This is a genomic window from Pseudomonas sp. 57B-090624 (assembly GCF_003234055.1).
GTDB classification, from domain to species: Bacteria; Pseudomonadota; Gammaproteobacteria; order Pseudomonadales; family Pseudomonadaceae; genus Metapseudomonas; species Metapseudomonas tohonis.
Window position 1 is genome coordinate 1 of sequence record NZ_QKRU01000012.1, and the last position, 15,936, is coordinate 15,936.

Below are 15,936 nucleotides of genomic sequence, written 5' to 3' on the forward strand. Positions count from 1 at the left end.
ATGCTCCCGAACGCCCCAATCCCCAACCCATCGCCAAAACACGCACCAACCGATTCAGCCCACCCCCCTGATTCCGGCACAATGCGCCGCTGGAAACCGCCTCGGGACGCCCCATGCCGTCGATCGCGAAACGCCTGTCCTTCTACCGCGCCTGCTACCAGGCCGATAGCCGCGAACTGCAACTGGATGATGTCGGCACCTTCAAGGCCGAGCGCTGGGGCTGGCTGGACGGGCGTGAGGAGCTGGCCAGCGGCGCCATGCCCTTCGCCGCGCTGTCGGCCGAGCTGGGCGAGCACCTGTTGCAGCAGCAGAACCTCTACCAGCGCGAGCTGCAGCTGATCTACGGCGTGCTGCCGGTGTGCGGGCGGCGTAGCGATGCGGAGGGCAAGGCCGTGCGCCACTGCGCGCCGCTGGTGTATTTCGAGGCGCGCCTGGAAAGCCTCGGCGAAGGCGCGCCACCGAGCCTGGCCATCGACCTCGCCCAGCCCCAGCTCAACCGCCGCCTGTTGCGCCAGTTGCTCAAGGCCGATGCCGAGCAGGGGCTGGAAAGCCTGCCGCTGCCCAGCGGTGCGCTGGACGATCACTACCTGGCCGACCTGATGGCCTGGCTGCAACGCTGCACCGTGGTCGGCGAGGTGCTGCCGGCCAGCGCCTTCCCCGTGCTGGAGAGCGCCGCGACCCTGAAGAAGGCCATGGCTGCACAACGCCTGTCGCTGCGCGCCGCAGCCCTGGTGGCCCTGGCCGAGCGTGGCGCGGGCAGCCGCGGCATTCTCCATGAACTGCAATTGCTGCAGGGCGCAGAGCACCATTCGCCGGCACTGCGGCAGCTGCTGGGCGAGGAGGCGGTCAGCCAGGAGAGCACGATCCTCGGCACCCCCAGCCGCCCGGAGGCGTTGCCGGCCTCTCTCAGCCTGGCCCAGCGCCAGGCCCTGGCCAACGCCACCCGCTACCCCCTGAGCTTCGTCGCCGGGCCGCCCGGCACCGGCAAGAGCTACACCCTCGCGGCCCTGGCGCTGGACCGCCACCTGCAGGGCGAGAGCGTGCTGCTGGTCAGCCGCAGCCAGCAGGCGGTCACGGTGATCGCCGACAAACTGCGCGACGACCTCGGCCTGCGCGACGGCGTGCTGCAGGTGGAGGAGCAATCCCTGCTGCGCACCCTGCGTGCACGCCTCGACCAACTGCTGCAGGGCGAGCTGCCGCCACGGGAGGAGGGCGCGGTGGCGCGCCAGCAGCGTGCATTGAAGGACCTGCTGGACGAGGAGGCCGCCTTGTCCCGGGCCTTCGACAAGCGCAGCCGCCAGGCCTTGCGCTGGAGCGGCCTGCTGGTGCGTGCCGAACGCGGCGCCCTGGCCTTCTGGCAACGCTGGCTGCAGGTGCCCTGGGTCGAACGACGGGTGCGCGGCAGCGTGCGCCACTGGCAGATACTCGACGACCTGCGCGACTGCCAGCGCCGCCGCGAGGCCCACAGCCGGCAGTACATCGACAGCCTGCGGGTGGAACGCCTGCAACGGCTGCTGGACAGCGACCGGCAGACCTTCGTGCGCTACAACCAGGCGATCCGCGCACGCAGTTCGCAACGCCAGCAGTCGCTGTTCGACGAGCTCGACCCGGCGCGCCTGCTCGCCGCCTTCCCCATCTGGGTGGTGAGCCTGGACGACCTGCACAGGGTGCTGCCGCTGCGCGAGGGGCTGTTCGACGTGCTGGTGATAGACGAAGCCACCCAGTGCGACATCGCCAGCGCGCTGCCGGCCCTGCAGCGCTGCAAGCGCGCGGTGGTGGCCGGCGACAGCCGCCAGCTGCGCCATGTGTCCTTCCTCTCCCGCGCCCAGGAGCGCCAGCTGCTGCAGCGTGCCGAGCTGCCGGAGAGCGACCAGCAGGCCTGGAGCTACCGCGACAACAGCCTGCTCGACCTGGTGGGGGAGCGCCTGGCCAGCCAGCGCGCGCTGACCTTCCTCGACGAGCACTTCCGGGGCCGCCCGGCGCTGATCCGCTTCAGCAACGAGACCTTCTACAACGGCCGTATCCGGGTGATGAAGGAGCGCCCCGAGCAGCTCGCCGCCGACAGCCTCAGCCTGCACCGGCTGGAAGGCCGGCGCGTGCCGGCCGGGCACAACCCGGTGGAGGCGCAGCGCGCCCTGGAGCTGCTCGAGGAACATGTCGGCCGCTACCGCGACAGCCAGGTCAAGCCCAGCGTCGGCCTGCTCTCGCCCTTCCGCGACCAGGTGGAGCACCTGCGGCGCCTGCTCGCCGAGCGCCTGCCGGGCGAGCTGCTGGCGCAGTTCCGGGTGCGCGTGGCCACGCCTTACGGCTTCCAGGGCGAGGAGCGCGACCTGATGATCCTCAGCTTCGCCATCGACGGTGCCGGCGCCCAGGCGGCGCACTACCTCAACCGCGAGGACATGTTCAACGTCGCCATCACCCGTGCCCGCGAGCACCAGATGCTGCTGTTCAGCGGCGACGAGCGGCAGCTCGCCCCGGGCCACCTGTTGCGCCGTTACCTGGAGCGCCTGGAGCAGGGGCCGGGCAGCGACGGCGGCGGCCAGGCGGTGGACGCCTTCCAGCAGCAGGTGGCGACGGCGCTGCAGGCGCAGGGCGTGCGCGTCTGGTCCGGCTATCCGGTGGCCGGGCATTGCCTGGACCTGTTCTGCCAGCGCGGCGAGCGGGTGCTGGCCATCGACCTGATCGGCTACCCCGGCGCCAGCGAGGACGTCTTCGACCTGGAGCGCTACCAGGTGCTGGCGCGCGCCGGGCTGGAAATGATCCCGCTCAGCTACGCGGTATGGACGCTGCAACCCCAGGTGGCCCTGGAGGCTTTGCTGATGCGGCTGTGAATGGCGGCTGGCCATTGGCCGACGGCAGGCCGTGGCGGGCGCACACGGTTACGCGTAAAGTGCGACGCGAGTCACATTTTCATTCGCTGCCCTTTCCGGTATCACCATGCACGCCCTCGCTCGTCACTCCAGCCCGCCGACCCTCTCCGGGGCGGCGATCGTCCGCCATGGAGTGGCGTCATGGCGCTGAACATCCCCACGCTGGTGCTGGTCGACGTCTACATCCTCATGCTCCTAGGCCTGCTGGCGGGCCGCGCCTGGCGCCGGGGCAGCCCCGAGCCCACCCTCGGCTACCTGAGCCTGATGCTGCTGCTCGGCGCGCTGGCCACGGTGCTCGGCAGCCTGCGCGGGATGAACATCGACCTGGTGCCCATCCTGCTCGGCAATATCGTGCTGCAGTTCAGCTGCGCCATGAACTGGACGGCCATGCGCGTGTTCGCCGGGCGCCGCGCGCACCTGCCGGGAATCCTCGCCGGGCCGTTGCTCTGGGCCGTGCTCTGCGCCGTGCCGGCCTTCTATGAATCGCTGCCGGCTCGGGTCTTCGTCAGCACGGCGCTGACCCTGGGCTACACCCTGCTCGCCGGCCTGGAGCTGTGGCGCGCGCGACACGCGCTGCAGGTGTCCATCAAGCCGGCGCTGGCGCTGCACCTGATCCACTTCGTCACCTACGGCGTGCGCCTGGTGGTGGACCGGGGCGTGCCGTTCCAGGCCGCGGTGGACGGGCAGAGCACCGGTTTCTTCGCGGTGATGGTGTTCGAGACGCTGCTCTACGCCATCGGCATGGCCTTCGTCACCCTGGCGATGGTCAAGGAGCGCACCGAGCTGCAGTACAAGCACGCCGCCTTCAGCGACCCGCTCACCGGCATTGGCAACCGCCGCGCCTTCATGACCTCCGGCGAGGCGCTGCTCAAGGCCTGCGCGGCGCGCAAGGAGTCGGTGGCGCTGCTGCTCTGCGACCTCGACAACTTCAAGCAGCTCAACGACACCTTCGGCCATTCGGCCGGCGACGAGGTGCTGATGGGCTTCTGTGCGGTGACCTCGGCACGCATGCGCAAGCACGATGTGTTCGGCCGGATCGGCGGCGAGGAGTTCGCCTGCCTGCTGAGCGATGCCGATGCGGCCACCGCCACCCTGGTGGCCGAGCGCATCCGCCGCGAATTCGCCGAGAGCGACCTCCTCGGGCCGGGCCGGCTCAGCGTGAGCATCGGCATCGCCACCTCGTCCCAGGCCGGGCACGAGCTGTACCGCCTGCTGTCGCTGGCGGACAAGGCGCTCTACGAGGCGAAGAACCAGGGGCGCAATCGCGTGGAGCACTATCACGCCGCCATTCCCACCCGCCCCGCCCGGGGCAGTTGAAAGACCGGCTGCCTGGCCATCGCGGCGTTGAAGACAGGCTCGAGCCGCATGCGTCGGGTTACGTGGCTGCCCTGTAGGGCAACCTCAGACTCGTAGGATGGGTAGAGCCCCGCGAAACCCATCAATGCGCAGCCCCAGGCATTGCCGGCGTGCCGGGCTCGACTCCGCTGGGTGGAGGTAAAAAGCGACCTCCCCCCTACACAGCGGTCATGTCCCTTGCCCCGTAGGGGCGGCTTCGGTCGCCATGCGGCGTGCAGCTCCGTGGCTCTTAGGTTCCCAGGGCGCCGTTGGCGAGGGCATCGAGCAGCTCCCGCTGCAGCTCATCGGCCCGTTGCGGGGCTTCCGGGCGCAGGCGTTCGATGGCCTGGCGCAGGCGGGCGAGGGGGTTTTCGGGGGCCATCAGGTTGCGCAGGTCGAGCAGGGCGATGGCCTGTGGATAACGGCCCTGGTCGATGTGCTGGCGCAGCAGGGCGGCGTCGAGGCCACGGCTGTCGCCGTCCAGTTCCAGCAGGCGATCGCGCAGGGCGGTCGCTCGCTCGACCTGGTCCAGGGTGAGGGCGGTTTCGGCCAGCGCTTCCAGGTACCAGGTGCGTTCGTCCGAGTCGTCGATCTCTTGCGCTTCCCAGAGCGCCACGGCCTTTTCCAGGGTGTCCAGGGCCGCGTCCTGCAGCCCCAGGCGGTGTTGCAGGCAGGCCAGGTGGCAGGCCTGGTCCAGCTGTTCATCCCACTCCAGTTGCTGGCGCAGGGCGTCGAATTCCTCCAGGTCGGCGGTCATCCGCACCGGGTCGCGGGCCTGGTCGCCCTGCAGGCGGCTGCGCAGGGCCAGCAGGCGCAGGCGAATCCAGTCGCTCTCGTCGTCCACGCTCTCCATGGCTTCCAGCCCCTGGTGCAGCAGCGCCGCGCTCCAGGCTGGCTGGGCCTCGGCGCAGCGTCCCGCCAGTTCAAGGCACAGCCAGGTGGCAGCGGTGCCATCGAGGCCGCTGGCGCGCAGCAGGGCGTCGGCACGGGGGGTGTCGGCGTGGCCGGCGTGCCAGGCCATGAGGTCGGCGAGCAGGTCCTGTTGCATTCCTTCCGGGGCCAGGGCCAGCAGGCGTTCGGCCAGTTGCGGGCGTTCGCCGTCCAGCGCCAGGCGCAGCATGCCGTGCCAGTCGAGGGCGTGCAGGGGCATGTCCGGGAGGGCGAGCAGCTCCAGGGCCTGGGCCTCGCGGTTGTTCTCCAGCAACAGGGCGACGGCGTCGTTGGCCAGGAGTGCATCGGGGGCGACGGCGAGTTCGCCGAGCAGGTCGAGGCGTTCCTGGGCCAGGCATTCGCGCAGCAGTGCCTGGAAGTCGCCGGGGGCCTCCTGCACCGGGACGTTGAGCATGGCGCGGGCGCGCTCCAGGCTGCGGCTGGCGGCCTCGGGGCGTTCCAGTTGGCGTTGCAGGCCGGCCAGCAGCAGGTTCTGGCGGGCGGAGAGGGCCTGGCCCACCTGGCCTTCCTGGCCAGCGGTGACGCTGTCGAGCAACTGGCGGGCCTGTTCCGTGCGGCCGGCCGCGGCCATCAGCGGGATGCTCAGCAGCGGGGCTTCGGGCAGGGGGCTGGCGCTGGCTTCCAGCAGGTCGAGGGCGGCGAGGGCGTCGGCCGTCTCCAGCAGGTTCTCCAGCATGGATTCCAGGGCGGACTGGCGGTAGCCGGCCTTCAGCTCGGCGAGGGCTTCCAGTGCCAGGGCGCGGTCGCCGGCCAGCAGCAGGGCCGGGGCCACCTGGTGCATGGCCAGTTGCCGCGCCTCGCCGTCCAGGCGCTGCGCCAGCTGGTGGCCCAGGTGCGGTTCGAGCAGGGTGAGCAGGGCGACCCGGTTGATCTGCGCGGCACCCTCGGTGCTGACGCGGGCGGGCTGGGTACGCCGGGCCGAACGCAGCAGCGCCACGGCCAGGAGGGCGACGATGCCGGCCACGATGATGAACGCTTCCATTGGCTTCCTTTCCTGAAGTGCGGACCGGGCCGGCTTATAAAGGGGGCCGCCCCCGGCTGGCAACCCCGAGTCGCACGGGCTGGGAACCCGAGCGCATTTCCAGGGCGCCGAACGGCCGGATGGCGCCCGGGCGCGGCAGCGGGTTTCGGGTTAGACTTGCCGCCTTTTCGCCTAACCAAGAAGCCCCTACATGGCCCTGCAAGCGACGCCCTACAAAGTCGAACTCAACCTCACCGACCTCGACCGCAGCGTGTACGAGAACCTGCGCTTCACCGTCGCCAAGCACCCCTCGGAAACCGAGGAGCGCCTGGCCGTGCGCCTGATCGCCTACGCCCTCTGGTACCACGAGCAGCTGTCGTTCGGCCGTGGCCTGTCGGATGTCGACGAGCCGGCGCTGTGGGAAAAGAGCCTCGATGACCGCGTGCTGCACTGGATCGAGGTGGGCCAGCCGGACGCCGAGCGCATCACCTGGTGTTCGCGCCGTACCGAGCGCTTCAGCCTGGTGGCCTACGGCAACCTGCGCGTGTGGCAGACCAAGGTGCTGGACGGTGTGCGCAGCCTGAAGAACATCAATGTGGTCGGCGTCGACCAGCAGGCCCTGGAGAACCTGGCCAAGGACCTGCCGCGCTCGATCAACTGGAGCGTGATGATCAGCGACGGCGAGCTGTTCGTGACCGATGAGCGCGGCCAGCACGAGATTCCCCTGGAGTGGCTGGCCGGCGAACGCTGATCACCGCCCCACGCGGCCGCCCGGCTCATCCGTGCGGCCCCTGTTTCACGGCGGCAGCGTCCGCCCGCAAGCCTGAAGACTGAGCCGCATGCGTATCGATCCCCGCCCGTTGCCCGCCACCCTGCCCGACCTCGGCGACCTGCCGCCCCTGCTGACCCGTCTCTATGCCGCCCGTGGCGTGCAATCGGTCGAGGAGCTGGACAAGGGCCTGGCGCGGCTGATCCCGTACCAGAAGCTCAAGGGCATCGACGCCGCGGTCGAGCTGCTGGTGGAGGCCCTGGAGAAGCGCCAGCGCATTCTCTATGTGGGCGACTTCGACGCCGACGGCGCCACCGCCAGCACCGTCGGGGTGCTCGGCCTGCGCATGCTCGGTGCGGCCCATGTCGATTACCTGGTGCCCAACCGCTTCGAATACGGCTACGGCCTGACCCCGGAGATCGTCGCCGTGGCCCTGGAGCGCCGCCCCGACCTGCTGGTGACCGTGGACAACGGCATCTCCAGCGTCGACGGCGTTGCCGCGGCCAAGGCCGCAGGGCTCAAGGTGCTGGTCACCGACCACCACCTGCCCGGCCCCGAGCTGCCGGCGGCGGACGCCATCGTCAACCCGAACCAGCCGGGCTGCGAGTTCCCCAGCAAGGCCATGGCCGGCGTCGGCGTGATCTTCTACGTGCTGCTGGCCCTGCGCGCGCGCCTGCGCCAGCTGGACTGGTTCGCCCGGACCGGCCGCCCCGACGCCAACCTCGCCGAGCTGCTCGATCTGGTGGCCCTGGGCAGCGTCGCCGACGTGGTGCCGCTGGACGCCAACAACCGCATCCTGGTGCACCAGGGCCTGGCGCGCATCCGCGCGGGCCGTGCGCGCCCCGGCCTCAAGGCGGTGCTGGAGGTCGCCGGTCGCCCGGCCGCGCGCATCACCTCCACCGACCTGGGCTTCATCCTCGGGCCGCGCCTGAACGCTGCCGGCCGCCTGGACGACATGAGCCTGGGCATCGAATGCCTGCTCTGCGAGGACGAGGCGCTGGCCCGCGACATGGCGGTGCAGCTCGACCAGCTCAACCAGGACCGCAAGGCCATCGAGCAGGGCATGCAGCGCGAGGCGCTGGCCCAGCTCAAGGACCTGCCGCTGGAGGACCTGCCCTTCGGCCTGTGCCTGTTCGAGGCGGACTGGCACCAGGGCGTGATCGGCATCCTCGCCTCGCGCATGAAGGAGCGTTACCACCGCCCGACCATCGCCTTCGCCGACGCTGGCGAGGGACTGCTCAAGGGGTCGGCGCGCTCGGTGCAGGGCTTCCATATCCGTGATGCGCTGGACGCCGTGGCAGCCCGCCACCCGGGGCTGATCAGCAAGTTCGGTGGCCACGCCATGGCCGCCGGCCTGTCGCTGCCCATGGAAAACTTCGGTGCCTTCGCCGCAGCCTTCGACGCCGAGGTGCGCCGTCAGTTGAGCGAGGACGACCTCACCGGCCGCCTGCTCTCCGACGGCCAGCTGAGCCTCCAGGAGTTCCACCTGGAACTGGCCCGCGCCCTGCGCCAGGCAGGCCCCTGGGGCCAGCATTTCCCCGAGCCGGTGTTCCACGGCATCTTCCAGGTGGTGCAGCAGCGCCTGGTCGGCGAACGGCACCTGAAGCTGGTGCTGAAGACCGAATGCGGCTCGCTGCAGCTCGATGGCATCGCCTTCAACATCGACCGCGACCAGTGGCCGAACCCGACCGTGCGCTGGGCGGAGCTGGCCTACAAGCTGGACGTCAACGAATACCGGGGGCAGGAAAGCGTGCAGCTGATGGTGGCGCACATCGCGCCACGCTGATCGCGCCGGCGGGCACAGGGTGGGCATGGGGGCGTAGGGTGGCGCTTCAGCCCACCGTTTCTCTGGCCCCCGGCCATTTCGAAGCCCTGCCGAACACCCGTGTCCCAGGCACAGCCGCGTGCCACGTTCCACGCCGCCCGGTGGAGGTAAACAGCGACCTCCACCCCACGCCCGGTCATCTCCGCGCGTCAGCCCGGCAGTCCCGCAGGGGCGGCTTCAGTCGCCAGGCGGCGCGCAGCGCCACCGTTTCCGGGCCTTACCCGTAGTGCTCACTTGTACCGCGCCGCCGCGCTGCTGCGGGACATGTTCGGGCCGAGCTTGGTGCGGGCGCTGACCACGGCGGCCCAGTCGGCTGCGTCGGGCAGCGAGGGGATGGTGACCAGTTCGCCCTGGTCGAAGCCGGCCAGCGCGGCGTCCACCATCTCGCCGGCTTCCATGATCATGTTCGGGTCCAGGTGCGCGGCGTCGATGCCGGAACGCTCCCAGATCTCGGTGCGGGTGATGCCCGGCAGCACGGCCTGCACCTGCACGCCCTTGGCGGCGATCTCGTGGTTCAGGGTCTGGGTCAGGCTGAGCACGTAGGCCTTGGTGGCGCTGTAGGTGGCGTTGAACATCTCGGGGATCAGCGCGACCACCGAGGCGAGGTTGATGATCGCGCCTTCGCCTGCTTCGCCGAAGCGCTTGGCGGCGACCACCGAGAGGTGGGTGAGGGCGATGACGTTGAGCTGGATCATCGCGTCGACCTGGTCGAGGTCGGCCTCTGCGAGCGGACCGTTCTGGGCCACGCCGGCGTTATTGACCAGCACCTTGATGGCGGTGTCGGTGGCCAGGCGCTGTTCGACCGCGCGCAGGTCGGCGCGCTGGGTGAGGTCGGCCTTGAGGGTGTCGACCTTCACGCCGTACTCGCCGCCCAGGCGCTGGGCCAGTTCGTCCAGGCGCTTCTGGTCGCGGGCCACCAGCAGCAGGTCGAGGCCACGGCGGGCCAGGCGTTCTGCGTAGGTGGCGCCGATCCCGGAGGATGCGCCGGTGATCAGTGCGGTGCCTTTGAGGTTGTGCGAGCTCATTGCGTATCTCCGGAAAAGGACAGGGTGTTTATATGATGCTTGTAATTCACGATTTATATTATGGCTATAATTTTAACTGTCAAGCGCAGCATCACCGTCATTCAAGCGGAGCGACAAACGGATTCCAGCCTGTGCTGCGCTGGCGGACGAATGGTGATGCGGGGAGGCGGCCTGATGAACGGCCGTGAACCGGTGCCCCGCTGGCCGGTCCATTTCCCGTGGCCGCCAGGATGGCAGGACGCGGATGCGGGCCACGCTGATGCGGTGGCCGACAGGGCGACCGCTGCCATGGCCAATGACCGGCTGTCGCCGAAAGGAACTCGCCATGTCCCACCGCTGCCGGCCGCGCCTGGCCACCTCGCTGATGCTCGCCTCCCTGCTCGCATTACCGTCCCTGGCAACTGCACGGGATTTCCACGTGACCCGCACCGATGATGTTTTCGATGGCCGCTGCGATGCCGACTGTTCCCTGCGCGATGCGGTCGAGGCCGCCAACCGCCTGGGTGGCAGCAACCGCATCCTCCTGCCCGCCGGAACCTATGCCCTGAGCCTGCCGCCGGCGCTGGGCGAGGAGGGCGAGATCCTCGACGAGGACCTGAACCTCGACGGCGACCTCGACCTGCGTGCCGGCGAGCTGGCCCTGGTGGGGGCGGGGGTGGGGGTCAGCGTCATCGATGGCTCGGGCATCGATCGCCTGCTGGAGGTCGACCTCGGTGTCACCCTGCTGCTCCAGGACCTGACCCTGCGCAACGGCCACACCACCCGCAACGGCGGTGCCATCGAGAACTTCGGCTACCTGGTGGTGCGGCGCGTGGCGTTCCAGGACAACCGCGCCAGCTTCGGCTTCTACGATGGCGACGGCGGCGCGATCTCCAATCGCGGCACGCTGGAGGTCCACAGCTCGGTGTTCGAGCGCAACCGTGCGGACTTCGGCGATTCGGGGCGCGCCCTGGGCGGTGCGATCTTCAACGGCGGGCTCCTGACCCTGCGCGACAGCCTGTTCAGCGAGAACGTCACCAACGGCGACGACGTGGTCGCCCTCGGAGGGGCGCTGTTCAATACCGGCACCGCCGATGTCGCCCGCAGCGCCTTCCTCCATCACCGCGCCGACGGGCCCGGCGTGGTCATCCGCAACGACGGCAACGGCGTGCTCAGGCTGACCAACGTCACCGTCTCCGGCAAGAACGCCAACGGCGAGGGGGACTACGACGCCGTGGTCGCTAACGGCTCCGACTACCCGATGTTCGCCGGTACGCCTAGCCTGCAACTGGTCAACGTCACCATCGCCGACAACCTCACCCTCGGCCTGCTCAACCATGGCCGTCTGTCGGTTCGCAACAGCCTGATCGTCGGCAACGGCAACGCATCCATCGGTGTCGCCAACTGCGCCAATGGCGGCGATACGGCGAGCTACCAGGCCAGTGGCCTGCTGCTGGGCACCGATACCGGCAACTGCACCGCCGACATCCAGGTGAACGATGCCGAGGCCTTCACCCGGGTGCTCTACCCGCTGGCGGCCAATGGTTCCAGCCTGCCGACCCACGCCCTGCGCCCTCGCAGCCCGGCGGTGGACACCGCCGTCGGCTCCTGCACCCGCCAGGACCAGCGCGGTTCCATGCGGCCACGGGATGGCGATGGCGACGGCATGGCGCTGTGCGACCTGGGTGCCTATGAGCGCCCCAAGCCCTGAGGTGCAGGCAGGTTTTTTGCAAATTGTTTCAAACCTGACGCATCGATTGGAAAAAGCAATTTCAGGATCGGCCCAGTTCGGCTGATAAGACTGGGGCTGCAATCCGAATCGGCAGGGACGCTGGCGAGACCCCAACCCGCAGGTACTGCCATGTCCATACGATCCATCACCATCGCTTCGCGCGCTTCCCTGTGTTTCGCCCTGATCACCCTGCTGGTGATCGTCCTCGGTGGGTTCTCATGGCAGCAGATGCATGTGCTGCGGGGCGCTGAACAGGACATCGAGACCAACTGGCTACCCTCCATCCAGACCGCCAACGATATCCAGACCAGCCTGCTGCACGTTCGCCTGGAGAGCTTGCGCCTGCTGGCCAGCACCACCCCCGACGAACAGCGCAACGCGCTCGACCAGTTGCAGAGCGCGCGCCAGACCCTGACCGAGAAAAGCGAGCATTATCGCCGCAACATGATCACCAGTGCCGAAGAGCAGCGCGTGTTCGATGACTCGGCGCAGGCCCTGCAGGCGTACATGGCGGGGTTGCAGAAGCTGATCGACCTGCAAGGCCGCGATCCCGCTCAGGCATTGCTCTGGGCCAACGGCGGCCAACGCGACCTGGCGACGACCTACCAGCAGCACGTGACCAGGCTGATCGACCTCAACGCCGCTGGCGTCAAGCGCTCGGGCGTTGCCGCCAGCGATGCCTACGACACCAGCATCAGCATCGTCGTCGGCGCGGTGCTGCTGGCCCTGGCGATGACCGTGGCGCTGGCCATGACCCTGACCCGGAGCATCGTGCGGCCGCTGGGCGATTCGCTGCGCTTCGCCGAATCCATCGCCAAGGGCGACCTGACCCGCACCGTCGAAGTCAGCGGGCAGGACGAGGCCACGCGCCTCAGCGAGGCACTGCGGGGCATGCAGGAGAACCTGCGGCAGACCATCCGGCAGATATCCGATTCCTCGATCCAGCTCGCCTCGGCGGCCGAGGAGATGACCAGCGTCACCGAGCAGGGCAGCCTGACCCTGCAGCAGCAGAATTCCGAGATCGAGCAGGCCGCTGCGGCGGTCAACCAGATGACCGCCGCGGTGGAGGAAGTGGCGCGCAACGCGGCGTCGGCCTCGACGTCGGCGCGCCAGTCCAGCGAGGCGGCGAACCTGGGCAACCAGCGCGTGGCCCAGACCCTGGATGCGATCCGTCATCTTTCCCTGCAGGTGCAGGAAACCGAAGCGCGCGTCCAGGGCCTGGCCCAGCAGGCGGTGGATATCAGCCAGGTGCTCAATGTCATCCGTTCCATCGCCGAGCAGACCAACCTGCTGGCGCTCAACGCCGCCATCGAGGCGGCGCGGGCGGGCGAGCAGGGCCGCGGCTTCGCCGTGGTGGCCGATGAAGTGCGTGCCCTGGCGCACCGCACCCAGACCTCGACGCTGGAGATCGAGAAGATGATTTCCTCGATCCAGTCCGGCACCAGTTCGGCGGTTCAGGCCATGCAGGCGAGCAACAGCCAGGCCCAGGCCACGCAGCTTTCGGCCGACGAGGCAGGGCGTGCACTGCAGGAGATCACCGAGGCGGTGGGCACCATCGACGAGCGCAACATGCAGATCGCCACGGCCTCCGAGCAGCAGGCCCATGTGGCACGCGAGGTGGACCGCAACCTGATGAGCATCCGCGACCTCTCGATCCAGAGCGCCGCTGGTGCGCGCCAGACCACGGCGGCCAGCAGCGAGCTGGCGCGCCTGGCGGTGGACCTGAAGGGGCTGGTGGCACGGTTCAGCGTTTAAGGTGGGGGAGATCCGCGAGGGTGGATGTCGCCTTTTGCATCCACCGCGCGGAGGCTCGCCACTGGGGGCTGAGCCTCACTCCGTGGGAGCGAGTTCATTTGCGCCGTCTGCATCTGTGAACGTGATGGGAAGCCTCAAGCACGGTGCTTCCGGGCATCCATGGTGCCCTGTCATTCCCACGGCGTGGGTTTCGCTTCGCTCTACGCCACCCTACGCAAGACGCGTGATGCGCACATCGATGAAGGTTCTGGCGAAGACGTTGGAGCAGCGGCAAAAAGCCCCTTTCAGGAGGGGAGTCTGGCGAAGCCAGAGCCGTATGCAGGGGTCGGCTACTTTTCTGTGGTTCGGCATCCCGACGATTGAGAAAGGTGACTCGCCCGGCAAGGCGAAACTGAAAACTCCAGCAGAACTCGAAACTCTCTAGCAACACCTCAGGTCGGCAGAGCCCACTCATTCGCGATGTTCCCAAGCTCCTCCAGCCCTCCGCTTCCCGGCATGGGAACCATCTCCCACTCCCACGGACGAACAGCTGTAGGCCTCTGGACAAGCGGCCGGGCGGCGGCATAGCGTTGCCGGGCGCCGGTCGTGGCGCGGGGTTCACAGTCTTCCAAGGAGCGATGGTGTTCGATCTTCTCAAGCCGACGTTGTACGTCCGCGTCTACCGCAACCGCATGCTGATCCGCGAGCTCCAGGCCCAGCGCGAGCAGGATGTGCATGCGAGTTTCAGCACCGAGCGGCTGCTGGTCGGGCAGTTCAATGAAGCCAGGGTCGCGCTGCGCCAGGCGATCAAGCTGATGCTGCGTGGCAAGTGGATGTCCATGGCGCCCACCATTCTCGTGCAGCCGATGGAGATGACCGAAGGCGGCCTGTCCCAGGTCGAGGAGCGGATCTTCCACGAGCTCGGCGCAGGTGTCGGCGGGCGGCGGGTGCGGGTGCACATCGGCGACGAACTCAACGACGAGGCGGTGCGCCGCCAACTGGGCGGGCGATGAGCACGGGTCGGGTCGAGGCCTGGTTCGGCGAGGGCTTCAGCGGGCTGCACCCCTTGCTGCAGCGGCTGCATCGCCAGGGCGGGGTGCTCGAAGGCGAGGTGGAGCTGGCCACGGGCGCAGGTCTCGCCGGCTGGCTGGGGCGCAGGCTTGCGGGAAAACTGGGCATTCCCCTCGGTGCGCGGCGCGTGCCCTTGCGCGTGGATATCCATTGCGATGAGTCGGGCCTGCACTGGAACAGGCGTTTCGCGGATTCCGCCACCCTGGTTTCCCTGTTCCGCCCCGTGGGGCATTGGCCGGATGGGCACTGGGAGGAATGCACCGGTGCCCTGCGCCTGGCGCTGAAGGTCGATACCCGTGACGGTGGCTGGCGCTGGGTGCCGATGGCGGCCTGGGTCCGGGGCATCCGCATTCCGCTGGCCCTGTTGCCGCGTACCACCGCCTACAAGCGTATCGAGGGCGGGCGTTATCACTTCTACGTCGGCTTCTCGTTGCCGGGGCTGGGGGAGCTGTTCTCCTACAGCGGCGGCCTGGAGCTCCTGCCCGCCGGCAGGGCAGGGGCCGCCTGAGCCCGGGAGGGGACGCCGGGCAGGCCCGCGACCCCTCTGTCCCCGGTTCGCACGGGCTTCACGGCGTCGTGCACTTCTCCTTCGCCTTGTCCGCGTCCAGCTTGCGGATGGAGGTGTAGAACAGCTCGCAGGTCTGCACCTTGTCGGTCACCAGCCACTTCTGCTTGCAGCTGTCGAGGGTGCTACCGGGGTTGGCGCCGTGATCCTTGCCCATCCCGGCCTGCCAGCAGGCGGCGGTGATGTCCTGGCCCATGACCTTGAGGCCGGCGGCATCGGCCTTGGCCTGGTCGCCGTCGTAGTTCTCGGGGTCGGCGGCGTACCAGATGTAGCTGGGGTGGTTGCTGCCCAGCACCGGTACCTTCTGGTCGGCTTCGGGGCTGATGGTGCCGAGGCCGAGCACGCCGATGGTGGTGCCGTACTGCTGCTTGATCCAGCTGCGCACCGGCCCGCCGAAGGCGACCATCGGCAGTGCCGGGCTGCCCTTGGTGAGCTGCTGCACCATGCGTGTCTGGTAGGGGGTGAAGTAGCTGTAGACGCCTTCCAGGTCGCTGCCGGCGCTGGCCGGGGCGGCGATGGGGGCGATGTCGATGATGGTCTGGTAGGCGGGCGTATCGTCGGCGGCGACGCCGTTCTGCTCCAGCAGGTCGGCCCAGCGGTCGGTGGTGGCCGACTCCAGGTAGTCCTGGGCCTTGGTCAGCGAGTAGTCCGGCGGGAAGTGCAGCAGCTCGATGCTGCGGCGGTTCTCCAGGGCCATGCCCAGGGGCAGGAAGAGGTACCAGCTGTATTGCCACTTGCCATCGGTGTTGAGCTGGCTGGCGCCCTTGTAGGCGAGATCGCCCGCATCCAGCAGCTGCACCAGGGGCAGGCCGTAGTCGGAGGGCACGCCGCTGAAGCGGGCGTAGAGCCCCTTGTCGTCACGGCCCACCTTGACCTGGCCGCCGGCGATGCCGTCGCGCTTCAGGCTCTGCCCGAGGTAGTGCTCCACGGTCTGTTCCAGGGTCCAGTCGCGGTAGCAGATGACGCTGCAGTTGTTGGGGTAGGCGAACAGGCGGGTGACCCGTTCCTGGCTGCCCAGGCTGACCTGGACGTCGGCAGCCTGGGCGAAACAGGCGAGACCCGCGAGGAACGGGGCGAGCAGGGTGCGCATGCGCATGGACATCTCCTTGTTGTCGTGTG

General features: G+C 68.9%; 11 protein-coding genes and 1 pseudogene. 9 read left to right on the forward strand and 3 right to left on the reverse strand.

What is annotated here, in order from left to right; translation table 11 throughout:
• The first annotated feature begins 113 nt into the window (after positions 1 to 113).
• Positions 114 to 2,831, forward strand: a complete 2,718-nt coding sequence (locus DMX10_RS07735; protein ID WP_111260555.1) for an AAA domain-containing protein — start codon at positions 114 to 116, stop codon at positions 2,829 to 2,831.
• A 180-nt stretch (positions 2,832 to 3,011) separates the two neighbouring features.
• Positions 3,012 to 4,187, forward strand: coding sequence for a GGDEF domain-containing protein (locus DMX10_RS07740; protein WP_111260556.1), 1,176 nt, complete (start codon positions 3,012 to 3,014; stop codon positions 4,185 to 4,187).
• Between the two features lie 268 nt (positions 4,188 to 4,455).
• On the opposite strand, the gene DMX10_RS07745 is transcribed toward DMX10_RS07740, so the two are convergent.
• Positions 4,456 to 6,138 (reverse strand): hypothetical protein, encoded by a 1,683-nt coding sequence (locus tag DMX10_RS07745; RefSeq protein WP_111260557.1) that lies wholly within the window; start codon positions 6,136 to 6,138, stop codon positions 4,456 to 4,458.
• 190 nt (positions 6,139 to 6,328) lie between these two features.
• Here DMX10_RS07745 and DMX10_RS07750 point away from each other — a divergent pair, with 190 nt between their 5' ends.
• Positions 6,329 to 6,868, forward strand: coding sequence for a YaeQ family protein (locus DMX10_RS07750; RefSeq protein WP_111260558.1), 540 nt, complete (start codon positions 6,329 to 6,331; stop codon positions 6,866 to 6,868).
• An 88-nt stretch (positions 6,869 to 6,956) separates the two neighbouring features.
• A complete protein-coding gene (gene recJ / locus DMX10_RS07755; protein ID WP_111260559.1) occupies positions 6,957 to 8,672 on the forward strand; it encodes a single-stranded-DNA-specific exonuclease RecJ in 1,716 nt (571 codons plus the stop codon).
• Between the two features lie 269 nt (positions 8,673 to 8,941).
• Here the strand turns inward: recJ and DMX10_RS07760 are convergent, their stop codons facing one another.
• Entirely contained in the window at positions 8,942 to 9,736 is a 795-nt protein-coding gene (locus DMX10_RS07760) for an SDR family oxidoreductase (protein WP_111260560.1), read from the reverse strand.
• 325 nt (positions 9,737 to 10,061) lie between these two features.
• On the opposite strand from DMX10_RS07760, the gene DMX10_RS07765 reads away from it, so the two are divergent.
• The 5 genes and pseudogenes from DMX10_RS07765 to DMX10_RS07785 all read left to right on the forward strand — a co-directional run bounded on the left by DMX10_RS07765 (position 10,062) and on the right by DMX10_RS07785 (position 14,760).
• Positions 10,062 to 11,426, forward strand: a complete 1,365-nt coding sequence (locus tag DMX10_RS07765; protein ID WP_158545585.1) for a CSLREA domain-containing protein — start codon at positions 10,062 to 10,064, stop codon at positions 11,424 to 11,426.
• A gap of 150 nt (positions 11,427 to 11,576) precedes the next feature.
• Positions 11,577 to 12,347, forward strand: a pseudogene (locus DMX10_RS33550) (MCP four helix bundle domain-containing protein); the annotation flags it as partial.
• A gap of 66 nt (positions 12,348 to 12,413) precedes the next feature.
• On the forward strand, positions 12,414 to 13,202 hold the full coding sequence (locus DMX10_RS33555) for a methyl-accepting chemotaxis protein (protein ID WP_371921682.1): 789 nt from the start codon (positions 12,414 to 12,416) through the stop codon (positions 13,200 to 13,202).
• A 620-nt stretch (positions 13,203 to 13,822) separates the two neighbouring features.
• Positions 13,823 to 14,194 (forward strand): 1-pyrroline-5-carboxylate dehydrogenase, encoded by a 372-nt coding sequence (locus tag DMX10_RS07780; RefSeq protein WP_146602995.1) that lies wholly within the window; start codon positions 13,823 to 13,825, stop codon positions 14,192 to 14,194.
• Positions 14,191 to 14,760, forward strand: coding sequence for a DUF4166 domain-containing protein (locus DMX10_RS07785; protein WP_111260565.1), 570 nt, complete (start codon positions 14,191 to 14,193; stop codon positions 14,758 to 14,760). Before DMX10_RS07780 ends, DMX10_RS07785 begins: the two co-directional genes overlap by 4 nt.
• A gap of 58 nt (positions 14,761 to 14,818) precedes the next feature.
• Here the strand turns inward: DMX10_RS07785 and DMX10_RS07790 are convergent, their stop codons facing one another.
• Positions 14,819 to 15,913, reverse strand: coding sequence for a hypothetical protein (locus tag DMX10_RS07790; protein ID WP_111260566.1), 1,095 nt, complete (start codon positions 15,911 to 15,913; stop codon positions 14,819 to 14,821).
• Positions 15,914 to 15,936 lie beyond the last annotated feature (23 nt).

Coding starts and splice junctions, on each gene's coding strand:
- DMX10_RS07735 (WP_111260555.1), top strand. CDS start 114: ATGCCGTCGATCGCGAAACGCCTGTCCTTCTACCGCGCCTGCTACCAG.
- DMX10_RS07740 (WP_111260556.1), top strand. CDS start 3,012: ATGGCGCTGAACATCCCCACGCTGGTGCTGGTCGACGTCTACATCCTC.
- DMX10_RS07745 (WP_111260557.1), bottom strand. CDS start 6,138: ATGGAAGCGTTCATCATCGTGGCCGGCATCGTCGCCCTCCTGGCCGTG.
- DMX10_RS07750 (WP_111260558.1), top strand. CDS start 6,329: ATGGCCCTGCAAGCGACGCCCTACAAAGTCGAACTCAACCTCACCGAC.
- recJ (WP_111260559.1), top strand. CDS start 6,957: ATGCGTATCGATCCCCGCCCGTTGCCCGCCACCCTGCCCGACCTCGGC.
- DMX10_RS07760 (WP_111260560.1), bottom strand. CDS start 9,736: ATGAGCTCGCACAACCTCAAAGGCACCGCACTGATCACCGGCGCATCC.
- DMX10_RS07765 (WP_158545585.1), top strand. CDS start 10,062: ATGTCCCACCGCTGCCGGCCGCGCCTGGCCACCTCGCTGATGCTCGCC.
- DMX10_RS33555 (WP_371921682.1), top strand. CDS start 12,414: ATGACCAGCGTCACCGAGCAGGGCAGCCTGACCCTGCAGCAGCAGAAT.
- DMX10_RS07785 (WP_111260565.1), top strand. CDS start 14,191: ATGAGCACGGGTCGGGTCGAGGCCTGGTTCGGCGAGGGCTTCAGCGGG.
- DMX10_RS07790 (WP_111260566.1), bottom strand. CDS start 15,913: ATGCGCATGCGCACCCTGCTCGCCCCGTTCCTCGCGGGTCTCGCCTGT.